At 37.9% G+C, this 12,531-nt stretch carries 13 protein-coding genes and 1 pseudogene; 2 read left to right on the forward strand and 12 right to left on the reverse strand.

Annotation, left to right across the window (positions count from 1 at the left end; all coding sequences use genetic code 11):
* The 11 genes and pseudogenes from V192_RS0118535 to V192_RS0118575 form a co-directional block, all read right to left on the reverse strand.
* On the reverse strand, positions 1 to 328 hold a 328-nt coding region (locus V192_RS0118535), incomplete at its 3' end, for a PTS transporter subunit IIC (protein ID WP_029948350.1).
* Between the two features lie 23 nt (positions 329 to 351).
* Positions 352 to 633 (reverse strand): PTS sugar transporter subunit IIB, encoded by a 282-nt coding sequence (locus tag V192_RS0118540; RefSeq protein ID WP_025873747.1) that lies wholly within the window; start codon positions 631 to 633, stop codon positions 352 to 354.
* On the reverse strand, positions 630 to 2,063 hold the full coding sequence (locus tag V192_RS20735; protein ID WP_275574560.1) for a BglG family transcription antiterminator: 1,434 nt from the start codon (positions 2,061 to 2,063) through the stop codon (positions 630 to 632). The genes V192_RS0118540 and V192_RS20735 overlap by 4 nt, the downstream gene beginning before the upstream one ends.
* Positions 2,064 to 2,068: 5 nt before the next feature.
* Positions 2,069 to 2,680, reverse strand: a complete 612-nt coding sequence (locus tag V192_RS22685) for a helix-turn-helix domain-containing protein (protein ID WP_275574561.1) — start codon at positions 2,678 to 2,680, stop codon at positions 2,069 to 2,071.
* A 156-nt stretch (positions 2,681 to 2,836) separates the two neighbouring features.
* Positions 2,837 to 5,043: pseudogene (locus V192_RS20740) on the reverse strand (glycoside hydrolase family 65 protein).
* A 26-nt stretch (positions 5,044 to 5,069) separates the two neighbouring features.
* Positions 5,070 to 6,491 carry a PTS transporter subunit EIIC gene (locus tag V192_RS0118555; protein WP_025873748.1) on the reverse strand — a complete coding sequence of 474 codons (1,422 nt, stop codon included), beginning with the start codon at positions 6,489 to 6,491 and terminating at the stop codon, positions 5,070 to 5,072.
* Positions 6,492 to 6,541: 50 nt separating this feature from the next.
* Complete coding sequence (locus V192_RS0118560) at positions 6,542 to 7,981, reverse strand: family 1 glycosylhydrolase (RefSeq protein ID WP_025873749.1); 1,440 nt, start codon at positions 7,979 to 7,981, stop codon at positions 6,542 to 6,544.
* Positions 7,982 to 8,177: 196 nt separating this feature from the next.
* Positions 8,178 to 8,708: a helix-turn-helix transcriptional regulator gene (locus V192_RS22500; protein WP_051581986.1), complete on the reverse strand. Its 531-nt coding sequence runs from the start codon at positions 8,706 to 8,708 to the stop codon at positions 8,178 to 8,180.
* An 8-nt stretch (positions 8,709 to 8,716) separates the two neighbouring features.
* Positions 8,717 to 9,034, reverse strand: coding sequence for a cupin domain-containing protein (locus V192_RS22505; RefSeq protein ID WP_051581987.1), 318 nt, complete (start codon positions 9,032 to 9,034; stop codon positions 8,717 to 8,719).
* A 125-nt stretch (positions 9,035 to 9,159) separates the two neighbouring features.
* Entirely contained in the window at positions 9,160 to 9,594 is a 435-nt protein-coding gene (locus V192_RS0118570; RefSeq protein ID WP_025873750.1) for a DUF2188 domain-containing protein, read from the reverse strand.
* A gap of 31 nt (positions 9,595 to 9,625) precedes the next feature.
* On the reverse strand, positions 9,626 to 10,513 hold the full coding sequence (locus tag V192_RS0118575; RefSeq protein ID WP_025873751.1) for an SDR family oxidoreductase: 888 nt from the start codon (positions 10,511 to 10,513) through the stop codon (positions 9,626 to 9,628).
* A gap of 294 nt (positions 10,514 to 10,807) precedes the next feature.
* Here V192_RS0118575 and V192_RS0118580 point away from each other — a divergent pair, with 294 nt between their 5' ends.
* Both V192_RS0118580 and V192_RS0118585 read left to right on the forward strand, forming a co-directional pair.
* The gene (locus tag V192_RS0118580; RefSeq protein WP_010770804.1) at positions 10,808 to 11,407 is read left to right on the forward strand and encodes a LemA family protein; all 600 of its coding nucleotides are present in this window, start codon (positions 10,808 to 10,810) and stop codon (positions 11,405 to 11,407) included.
* A gap of 6 nt (positions 11,408 to 11,413) precedes the next feature.
* Positions 11,414 to 12,244: a TPM domain-containing protein gene (locus V192_RS0118585; protein WP_025873752.1), complete on the forward strand. Its 831-nt coding sequence runs from the start codon at positions 11,414 to 11,416 to the stop codon at positions 12,242 to 12,244.
* A 120-nt stretch (positions 12,245 to 12,364) separates the two neighbouring features.
* Here the strand turns inward: V192_RS0118585 and V192_RS0118590 are convergent.
* Positions 12,365 to 12,531, reverse strand: a 167-nt coding sequence (locus V192_RS0118590) for an IS3 family transposase (protein ID WP_029948351.1), incomplete at its 5' end; no start/stop codon positions are given.

A 12,531-nucleotide genomic window follows, 5' to 3' on the forward strand; every position in this document is an offset into this window, starting at 1 on the left:
AGATATTAAACGCCATTCCCGCTAACATAATAAGTGCTGTATACGTCCCATATTTCGTCAGTGCCAAGGCAACAATTGCTTCATTATTCGGCACCACCCCTTGCATATTAAACGCATGCTGGAACATTTCACCAAACGGAGCTAGTGAGCCTTCGATCACACCGGCTCCTGCTGTTACCACTAAAAACCCAACAAAGGTTTTGATTCCGCCACGGACAACATCTGAAATCGGCTTTTTCTGTAACCCTAATCCGAGAACTGCGATCAAGGCTACCAGAATTGCTGGCGTACTTGCAATATCGATCAATATATTTAAGATACTATTCATATTTTTCTCCCACCTTCTTTAGTTTAGAGTAACCCTTCATCCACACATACGGCTCTGACTTTTTCTCTTAGTTCATCCATATCGATAATACTATCCAAAACAACCACATTCCCTAAATGCTGCGCACTATCTGCTAAATCGCCCCCTACAAAAAAGATATCTGCCAAATCCGGCGTTGCACTGCCCATATCGTAATGCGAGACCTCTACTCCTGTTACACTTAATTCATTCAACACACTGTTGATATTCATTTCCACCATAAAACTAGATCCTAAGCCAGATCCACAAACTGCTGCCATTTTCATAATGATTCTCCTTCCTTTAATAACTGAATAATTGTTTCTTGATCCTTTGCCGCTAATAACTGCTCTAAATTCTCTTTGTTCGATAAAATTTTTGTTAAGCTCGCCAACGCTTTTAAATGCATTTCATTGTCAACAGCTGCTAAACAGATAAAAATAGTGATTTCATGCTTAGGATCATCTAAAAGTAAAACAGGTTCTTCCACTTTCAAAAGGGACATCCCTAATTGTTTGACGCCATCTTCGGGTCTTGCATGAGGCAATGCGATTCCTTTGCCAATATGAATAAAAGCCCCATAATCTTTGACCTTTTGGATCATGGCTTCTATATAGTCCTCTGTGATTTTCCCTTGCGTTTTCAAAGGTTGGGCCGCATAAGCAATCGCTTCTTCCCATGTTAATTTTTTATCTGTCAATTGGATCATGTCTGTCGTTAGCAACTCTGATAACATTGGCTTCTCATCTTCTTTCGCTTTCAGTTTTTTGATCATTTTTCGATTTAAGATACGGTAAATTTTTTCTTTGGTAACCCCTTTTTTTAAGTCGATATAAGGTAATAAAGTTTCAATAATTTCGTCTATAGAAGGGACGATAATTCCTGGAATCAATAAATCTTCCTGCACGCAACGAATCAGATTGTTCTTTTCCAATTGCGACATGATTGGATTGACCAGATACATTTTTTTAGGTGTAGTCAACGGAACACTAGAAAAAATCACATCATAGTCAGATTCCGCAATGCTTTCTAGTTGATCCACCGTTGTGGTTAAACTAAAATCGATCGTTGGAAACAGTTCCTTCAACTCCGATTGCATGATCAACGACGAACTGATGCCGCTAGGACATAAAACCAACGCTTTATAACGAATCACCCGATTTAATTCCCGTTGATTGCCGATCTCACCACCAAATAAAATCGTGAAGTACCCAACTTCTTCATCTGGAATTGGTTGACCTATCAATAGTTCTAAAGGATGCAGTGCTATTTTAGTTAAAGCAAATAGTTCCCCATATTGTTCTTTGATTTCTTCAGTCAAGACATTCGCTAGCGAAAAATGATACTTGATCCTAAAAAAAGCTGGCACTAAATGAAAAAAAAGGTCGAGTAATAATTTTCGATACGCTTTAAACTCAATTGCCGCTAAACGTTCCATCTCATGAATGATCTGACTTGCACATTCTAGTAAAAATTCCAACGCTGTATCACGGATTTCTCCTTGTGTGATCGTCATAAAAATTAGCGTAAAATAGAATTGCTCATTTTCAGGCTCAAGGATTTCAGGAAATTTAGCTAAAAACAGCTGACTTCCATTAAAAGCATTCAGCTCTTTTAACGTATCTTTCGCTTGTCTGTCCAACCTAAACGAATACGCTTTTGCTCGTTTTAACACATAGGCCATAAAATAAATCGTCTCTTCGATTCGACTTGGCACAATGACTAGTTCACTCGCCTGATCGCTTCAAAAAGGTGAGAACGGACATCTGCTTCAAACGTTTTTGAATACTTTATCAATCCTTTTTTCAGTCCCCATTTTCCTGAAACTGATGAAACTATTTTTGCGATCATCTGGTGGGCTTGAATCCGAATAGCCCCTTCACATCCAGACAAATAAAAACCATTTTTTCGTGAATAATCCAAACTGATTTGCTGCTTAGCTAAATGTTTACGCAACTTTTTGATATCCGCTAAAATTGTATTCTTACTGACTTGAAGAAATTCTTGATAATGATAAACAGATAAATCCTCTTCTGCAATAAACGTCAGCAGATAAAGCAAGGCTTGCCTTTCATCTTCCAAATAAACGATGTCTGTTTCCAGCTTGCCAAAATGAAGTTCCAACCATTTATCGGCTACTTGCTTTGAAAAATAAATTTTGTCTTTTTCCAAATAAATTGGTTCGTAGGAAAATTGCTGCAGCTGCTCATTGAGCTTTCCTAGTTGATCGATCACTGTTTCTGTAGGTAATCCTGTAATTTCATTGATTTCTTGAATAGCATAACCCACGCTGTGCGGCCTATTGATAAGATAACTCATTCGATAATCAATCATCTTGTCCCTCCTGTACTCACTATATAATGTAAACGCTACAATTCAAAGAAACGTTGGGTCTAATCTGTTTTTGACTTTTCAAAATGATTGGACTCAATTAAAAAATAACAAAATAGCTATGGAAGTCAATTGATTACTGACTCCATAGCTATTTTGTTAGTTGATTGCAACGATCACCTTATTTTCAGACACTTGTTCTACAGATAATCGATCGTTTGATTCTAAAAGTGTTACTTTCACTTCTTTTTGATTCATTGTAACCTTAATTTGTGTCCCATGAATCGTTAGCTTAAATGCCAAGGCTTCAATTTCTTTTGGTAAATGATTTTCAAGTTGGATCGTTTGACCTGCACTTGATAAGCCAGCAAAACCATAAATAATACTTAACCAGCTACCGCCCATATTCGCTGCATGAATCCCATCTTTGGCATTTCCTTGTAAATCCGTTAGATCCATCAGTGCTGTATCCATAAAGTAGCTATATGCTTTGTCTAGTTGCTTCGTCCGACTAGCTAGAATACTAAATATCGAACGTGACAATGAAGAATCATGGGTCGTAACTTCCTCATAAAATTGATAATCTCTTTGAATTTGCTCCACTGAGTAATCTTGTGGGAACAACATTTCAGCTAGTAAGGCATCCGCCTGTTTACATACTTGATGTTTATAAATGATCATCGGGTGGTAATGTAGTAATAACGGATAATTCTCTTTTGGTGTTTCTTCAAACGGCCATTTCGCTTTTTCAAAAAAGGTATCATCTTGCTTGATCAGTTGTTTTTCATGATCATATGGCAGTTTCATTCCTTCAGCGCTTTTTGCCAAGCAGACCATTCCTCTTTTGAAACTACGTTCAATCGCTGTGCTAAAGTAACGGCATATCTTAAGTTATTTTGCGCCATTTTGTTCGTATAGTAATTATTATTGACCAACGCTGTATACTCATCCGGTCCAGTCACACCATTGATGCAAAATTCATTACCGACCCAGCTACCGTAACTCAACCAAAAACGTGCGGTTTCAACAATCACTTCAGCACCAGATTCTGCGATAAATTGATGATCACCTGTTACCCGTTCATATAGTTGAAAAGCGTAGGCTATATCGGCATTGATATGAATTTGAGCTGTTCCAGCTGGATAATACGCACTGGCTTCTTCTCCATTGATCGTCCGCCAAGCAAATAAAGCTCCGCTATCTTGCGCCATTTCCTTCGCACGTTCTTGTGCTTTGGGCAAAATCGAGACCCGATAATTCAATAATTGTTTCGCAATTTCCGGCTGTGTATAGATAAAGAATGGCAACATATACATTTCCGTATCCCAGAAATAATGTCCTTCATACCCTTCTCCAGTCAATCCTTTCGCTGCAAAATTCGTTAGACCATCGCGACCCGCATTTTGATATAAATGAAATAAATTAAAACGAATCCCTTTTTGGAGAATCGGGTCCCCTGTGATTTCGATGTCACTTGCTTGCCAGAAGTCAGAAAAATGCTGTACCTGTTCTTTGACTAACTGTTCCATTGATAGGCTGTTCCTAATTTCAGTCAACTTGTCTTTTTCTGTCTTGATGACTTGACCATTCTCCGTTGCGAGAGGTTTTGACAGCACAACATAGTTTGTCAAAGTGACTGCTTGATTCTTTTGAACAACCATGCGTTTTGATACCGTTTGGCTTCCGACTTCATTCGCGCCATCAGAGGTCTTCAATGTTTGAGAAATCAAAACAGATTGTCCACTGAATTCGGTTTTCACTTCGCTCCACTCGCCATTTAACGGCTCCATTCTAAGTTTACTTTTAGACGAAGCAACTCGTGGATCGATCGACCCTTCATCATTAGTTTTTTCTTTCTGAAAGGCTATATTTTTAGTGATCACCATCTCACCAGAAAAATTCAACGCTTCGATCGTATACTGAAAAACACTGATTTCAGAATGTGAATAAGAAAGAAATGAACAAAGCGCTAGTGAAAATTTCTTTCCGCTCAATGTCTCGATGTCATAGCGTTCTTCCAGCATACCTGTTTTCATATTCAATTGAAAATCGGTTTGTTCCACAAACCAATCTGTTTCGTTTGATTTTTCTCCATCAATTTCGATAATAAGGCTTCTTATATCAGGCAGTTTTACGATCGTTTGATGATTTTTCGCATAACCATAGGCCCATTCTCCATAAACAATAGGATGCGTATCATAAAATCCATTGATAAATGTTCCAGGATTGCCATCTGTTGTTTTACCCTTTAAAACACTGGATGCACGGATCCCTAAATGACCATTACTCAATGCAAACAAGGTTTCAATATATTCAGGACTTTGATTATTAAGATCGTTTAACGTCAGCAAATACTCAGAATTCATCTATTTTCTCCTTTGTTTCTCTTTTTTTAAATAGCAGAAGCAGTTGTTTTTGTTTCTATTTTTTTGCTAGAAGCACTCGGCTTTGACTCTTTTTGTAAAAACAATGTCAAAATAAATGGAATGACTAGTGACATGCCCATCATCAATACTCCTGCAATCACATTCGCTACGCCTTTATCCCCAGAAAATCCAAGAATCGCCATTACACTATTTTGCGGTACATACAGCGTAACATGCATGATCCCTGCAAAACAACCAGAAATCCCCGCACCGATCACCGCTGCGATCAATGGTTTTTTATACTTCATCGTTACGCCATATAAAGCCGGTTCCGTAATTCCCATGATAGCTGAAATTCCAGCAGCAGTGGAAATTGATTTAACACTTTTATCTTTTGATTTCAACGCTACCGCTAGTGATGCACCACCTTGAGCGAGATTCGCACAAACTTGAGCCACCAAGATCAATGATTCAGTTCCTGTCGCTGCAAATGAAGCCACAAAAATCGGTGTCAACGCATGGTGCATACCAGTCATTACGATAAACGGCATACCTGCAGCAAGAAGCGCTACCATAATAAAACCTAATTTTCCTTCTAGTAAATTGATCAACCAAGCAAGTCCCATACCAGCATAATTTCCTAAAGGACCGATCACGATCAATGCCAAAGGTGCTGTGATTAGTAAGACCAACGTCGGATTTAAAATGATTTTCAGAGAACTAGGTGTGATTTTGTCTACGCAGCGTTCAATATAAGACATGATCCAAATAGTTAATAAAGCTGGAATAACAGAAGCCGCATAGCCCACTCCTTGAATCGGCATACCTAAAAATGAAATCGGATCCCCACTTGCAACCCAGGTAGTGAAATTAGGATGCAATAAAATTCCTACAACAATTACCGCAAGTGATGTATTCACTTTAAACTTACGTGAAGCAAATACCGCTAACAAGATCGGCATAAAGTAAAAGGCACTATCTCCAATAAAATCTAATACACGATATGTACTCGATTCATTGGACAACCAATGGAAAGTCGTACTTAACGATAAAATCACTTTGATCATCCCAGCCGCCGTAAGTGCTGGAATCATCGGTGTCATACAAGCCGTGATCGTATCAACGATTTTGTTGAAGATCCCTGTCTCTTGTTTTTCACTTGGAGTGTCATTGTTTTCAGAATCTCCGTTAACGATTCCTTGATCGATAACTGCTGCAAATACTTTGGCTACATGACTGCCAATGATCACTTGAAATTGTGTAGGTGTTGGATTGATGTCCACGACCCCACTAAGTTCTTTTAACGCTTGTTCATTTACTTTATTTTCGTCTTTTAATTGAAAACGTAATCGAGTTGCACAATGAACAGCAGATACAATGTTTTCTTTTCCGCCGATGTTTTCGATGATTTGTTGCGCTAATTCATTATAATTGTCTTTTGATGTCATGTTTCTTTCCCCTCTCAGTTTAAACATGTAGCTGATCTTTTCAACAAACTCTAATAATCATTAAATGCCGCAGCGCCATTGGTTTTCACAACTTTTTGATACCAATCGTAACTAGCCTTCTTCAATCGATTTCCGGTTCCGTTGCCCTCATCATCCAAATCAACGTAGATTACACCATAGCGTTTACTGATACGCCCTTCACTCACACTTGTTAAATCAATAATTCCCCACATCATATAACCAATTAAATCCACGCCGTCTTTATTCAATGCCAGCAATAAATTTTGAATATGTCCTTTTAAATAATCGATTCGATACGCATCATCAATTTTTTGATCCTTTAATACATCCTGGGTTCCTAAACCATTTTCAACAATGAATAGTGGTTTCCGATACCGATCATATAACTGATTTAACGTGATTCTAAGTCCTAATGGATCATTTTGCCACACACTAGTACTTTCTGGTAAATACGGATTTTTAACAGTCATAAATCCATTTGTTGCAACTTTTTCTAAGCCATCTTGATTCGCTGACGTACAGGCGCTGGAATAATAACTAAATGAAACAAAATCAACCGTATTTTCTTTTAAAACGTACTTATCTTGTTCTGTCACGTTTAGCTGAATATGGTTTTCTTCAAAGAAATTTGCAGTAAACTTAGGATATTCTCCAAAAACTTGAACATCTGAAAAGAGTAAATTCTCCCGCTCACTTTTGAGTGCAGCGAATACATCTTCTGGATCACACGTATACGCATATGTTTTACCAGCTGCCAGCATTGCACCAAATTGAGCGTCTGGATTAATTTCTTTTCCAACTTTGATCGTTAGTGCATTCGCTAGTAATTGATGATGCCCCGCTTGATATTGGATTAGCAATGGATTTTCCTTTGAATTAAACGTGATACCGCCACCAATAAAAGGAATATGCAGTACCATATTCATCTCGTTGAATGGAATCCAATACTTGATTCGCCCTTTGAAATACGTCATGAGCGTTTTTGCATACTTTACATACAAATCAACCACTTCACGGCTTTGCCACCCATTGTATTTTTCCACTAAATGAAATGGTAAATCAAAATGACTGATCGTCACGATCGGTTCGATTTGGTATTTTTCAAGCTCGCCTAGAATTTGTTCATAAAAATCCAAGCCTTTCTGATTGGGTTCAGTTTCTTCTCCTGTTGGGAAGATCCGTGACCATGAAATCGAGAAGCGAAAGCTATTGATACCAAGTTCACTTAACAATTTGATGTCTTCTTTAAAGGTATGATAAAAATCAATTGCTGTGCGGCTCGGGTAGATTTCCTCTTTCTCTGGATTTAAAATTGAATGCTCTTGATCTAAATAGACGGGCTTTAACCGTTGATCATTCAATGGAAGATAATCGAAATTTGACATTTTTCTACCATCCACTAAATAATTTCCTTCTGTTTGAGCAGCTGAAATAGCTCCGCCCCATAAAAATCCTGTTTGTGCCTGCATCTGTCTCCCTCTATTCTCAAAAATAGTACTATGATCATTTTTTACTTTTGTTTATAAGCGCTTGTTTATACACGTGTTTTCAACACACCTTGATTATAAAAGATTTAGAAGCGGTTTCAATCCCTTGAATTTGCCTTATCATTCTCATATTTTGCTGTATCAAAAAAAGACAAAACCAGTAACTAGTTTTGCCTCATCAGACTTCTATACTCATTTTTTCCCGATATTTCAATGGCGACATGCCCATTGAATGCTTGAACAAGCGATAAAATGTTTTATCACTTTCAATCCCAATTTGACTAATGATGTCAGAAACGGTATCTGGCGAATTGATCAATAACCATTTGGCCTTATCAATACGATAATCATTTAAGAACGTTATAAACGTCTTCCCGGTATTCCGTTTAAAAAATTTAGTAAAGTAAAATTGACTGTATCCGATCGAAGCCGCGACTTCTTCTAGTGTAATTTTCTTCGTATAGTTTTTTTCGACATACCTAAAAACTTGGTCTAGCTTTTCAAGGATATCTTTGCTCTGAATTTTTTCATGGGTTGTGTGCATTTCTTTTTTTTGAGGAACATTTCTCAAAAGATACACGAGTAACTTCAGTAAATCGGCTTTTAACTGAAATTGAAAACCAGTATTTTGGTTTTGTTCTTCGTTATACATTTCTATTAGAATATCTCTAACAGCAGCCTCTGTTGCTTTATCCCACTTTGGACTCAATGGTTCGACTACTTCAAAAAATGATTCAAATTGATTTCATCTGTATTTAGAGTAGCAAAAAACGTAAGATCAAATTGAAAAACGACTCGCTCACTACCAGGTGAAGCGAGCACATAATGAATATCCCCACCGTTGATCACTACCAGTTCTCCCTCTGATAAGGTATACGGTTGGTCGTTGATGCCTAAATTGATACTCCCCTTTGTCACATAAATCAACTCGATCTCTCGATGCCAGTGAGGTGTAGTCAAGATATTTCCATCATTTAAAATAATTCTGAAAGGAAATTCTGGGTTTAAGGTCGGCATTTCTAAAAAAATAGCCATTGATTTTCCCCTTTTCTTTTGGCTTGGTTTTGCAGATTATTCTAACATAATTTCTCTTTTTAGCGAAATAGAAAAAGAAACACCCAAAACCAGCACATACTATACTCGTTTTAGGCGCTTCTTCATTATTTATCAGGTACTTCATCTTTTTTATAGGCGATTACTTTTGAATCTTTGTTTTTAGCGATTTCTTTCGCTCGTTCCACGGCTTGTTCTTTCGTTGTAAATGAATCGTCCGCTTTTTCAGCATTTTTCGTCTGAACGTACCAGCGATTTTCCTTGAAGTAAACTAGAACGTCATTATCTAATAAATCGGTATTGATTTTTTTATCGCTATGTTTGTCCGTTTTTTTGGGATCGGCTTCTTTCTTAAACTCATTTTTTTCTTTATCCGTTGCTTCTTCTAGCCACTTTTTAGACAGAGAAATGGCAATCGGAATCGCTCTGTCATCGGAATAGCCTTCGCTCACTAGCGCATTGGCAATTTCAATAGCTTTCTTTTTTAACAACGGTTCAAAGTTTTTAAATGAATTGGGATAATCCTTTAAATCCCATGGCATGGTCACTCATCTCCTTAGCTAATACGTTTCATTATGCAAAGAAACTTCCACCTGTGATCGAATAGACTTGTCCTGTGACATAGCTTGCTTCATTAGAAGCTAAAAATACGTACACAGCTGCTAATTCAGCTGGCTGACCTGCTCGTCCAATTGATTCTTTCTGACCAAACTCAGGAATTTTTTCCGGTGGTTGTCCGCCGCAAATTTGCAATGCTGTCCAGATTGGTCCTGGCGCTACTGTATTTACTCGAATACCAGCAGATGCTAATTGCGCGGATAATCCTTTACTAAAGGATGTAATCGCTCCTTTTGTCGCTGCATAATCTAGTAAGTTTGCACTTGGCTCTGCACTTTGAATCGAAGTCGTTGTGATGATACTACCACCTTTTGGCAAATAATCTAGCGCTTCTTGTACTGTCCAGTACATTGAAATGATATTTGTTGTATAAGTATCCATGATTTGTTGTGTTGATAAGTCTTTGATATTGTCCACAGATTGTTGCATACCTGCATTAAGGACTAAAATGTCTAAGCCACCTAACTCTTTCGCTGCGTCATGAACAAGTTTGCGAGTAAATGTTTCTTCTTTTAGATCACCCGGTAATAAAACGGCTTTACGGCCTTCTGCTTCAATCAACGATTTAACTTCCTTAGCATCTGCTTCTTCAAAAGGTAAGTAATTGATTGCAACATCAGCACCTTCTCTTGCATAAGCAATAGCTGCCGCGCGTCCAATACCAGAATCCCCACCTGTGATCAATGCTTTACGACCTGCCAATTTACCTGATCCTTTGTAAGATGTTTCTCCACAGTCAGGTACAGGCGTCATTTTTTGTTGTAACGCAGGTGCTTCTTGTGATTGTTTTTCAAATTTTCCATCGTAGAATCTTGTTAACGGATTTTCGATTTTTTCTGTCATCTTGATTCCTCCTATGAATTTGTTGCTAGTAAAAAAGTAAGACCAGCTTACTCTTTTACCCTAATACAAATTCTAGCCACTGACAAATCATCTGTTTTTCTGCTAAAGAAGTTTTTATAAAAGTCGGTTTCTTTGGCTTATCGCTTAGAAATCCTTATAATTAACTGTATAGAACGATTTATTTGTAAAAAATAGGTCTTAAGATGGATGTCAAAACATTGCAGAAACATTACAATATCATTACATCAAGTTTAAAGAGCTCGTTCAGCTTTTAAATTTTAGGAGGAGAAATTTATGAAAAACAACAAAACAAAATTTGGCTTGATCGCTGTGATCGTCATTGTTTTAATCGGCGTATTCGGAATCAGCCAATACAATGGATTAGCAAAGAAAGAACAATCTGTCGAATCACAATGGAGTCAAGTGGAAAATGTGATGCAGCGTAGAGCCGATCTCGTTCCTAACTTAGTCAACAGTGTGAAAGGGAGTATGCAACAAGAACAAAAAGTCTTTGGTGATATCGCTAAGGCCCGTGAAGCATATGGATCCGCTAACAATGATTCCGATAAAATCAAAGCTAGCCAAGAGTTGGATCAATCTGTAGGAACATTGATCAATGTTATCAATGAAAATTATCCAGAACTTAAATCAAACGATAATGTGCAAACGTTAATGACTCAATTAGAAGGAACGGAAAACCGCATTTCAGTTGAACGAAAACGTTACAATGATGTCGTGAAAGAATACAACGAACAAGTGGTTTCTTTCCCTAAAAATATCTTTGCAAATATGATGGGTCTAGGTAAGAAGGATTACTTTAAAGCTGATCCAACAGCCAGCACTGTGCCTTCTGTGAATTTTGATAATTCTACTAGTACCTCTAGTGGGAAGTGATGATCGATGAAACTTTTTAGACGAGGTTTATTGCCTAGCGTATTATTTTTCCTTGTCATCTTTTTTGTCAGTTTTCAAACACCAGCATATGCTGAATTACCCGCTTCACCAGATCGTTTTTACTTGGACCAGCCAGGAATCCTTGATGAGACAACTAAAAATTTAGTTGAAAGAAAAGGCGAGCTTTATAAAGAAAAATCAGAAGCTCCTCAAGTTGTTTTAGCTGTGATCGATTCGACTGAAGGTGATAGTGTCGATAGTTACGCACCCGACCTTTTCCAAAAATGGAAGATTGGGAATCAAAAAGAGGATAATGGTGTTTTGATCCTTTATGCCCTCAATGACGGTGAACGAAATGTTCGGATCGAAGTCGGTTACGGTTTAGAAGATGTCATTACCGATAGCGTTGCTGGAAATATTTTACAACATGCTAAAGACGATTTAAAATCAACTAATGACGCTTCAATCAATAAAGGACTACAATATACATTTAATGCCGTCACTACTTTAATCGATAAACATTACGATTATCCTGCAGATAAAAATGCGTTATCAGATGATGAGATCGATCAAGTAGCGTCAGACGATAGCTCCGATGGAGAAGGTTTTTTCAGTATTTTCTTTGTACTTCTTATTCTCTTGCCTTTCCTTCTTTTTGGAGGAGGACGTGGCGGTCGTGGTGGTCGCGGCAGTGGTCCATGGTATTGGGGCGGCGGCGGTTTCGGTGGCGGCTCTTCAAGTGGAGGCGGAGGCTTCGGCGGTGGAGGTGGCTTCGGCGGTGGAGGTGGCTTCTCTGGAGGAGGCGGTTCTTCCGGCGGTGGCGGAGCTAGTATTTAAAATCTGACCGCACCTATTTTGACTAGCTAAATCAAAAAAAGAGTAGACCCTTTTGTAGTGACCCCAAAAAGTTAGACTTTTTTCGGAGTAGAGAAATCTACTCCGTTTTTTTATTCGTTATTAGGCTGCTTTACTTTTGGCTATTCGAAACTGTACAGGACTTTTCCAGTTCAGCTTCTTTTTCATTCGTTCATTGTTGTAATAATAGATATAGTTATCGATTGCCGTTTTTAGTTCTTTAAAACTAGAATAGGTTTTCCCGTGATAAATTTCTTGTTTTAAAAGAC

The organism is Enterococcus crotali, from assembly GCF_000633635.1.
In the GTDB taxonomy this organism is placed as follows: domain Bacteria; phylum Bacillota; class Bacilli; order Lactobacillales; family Enterococcaceae; genus Enterococcus_L; species Enterococcus_L crotali.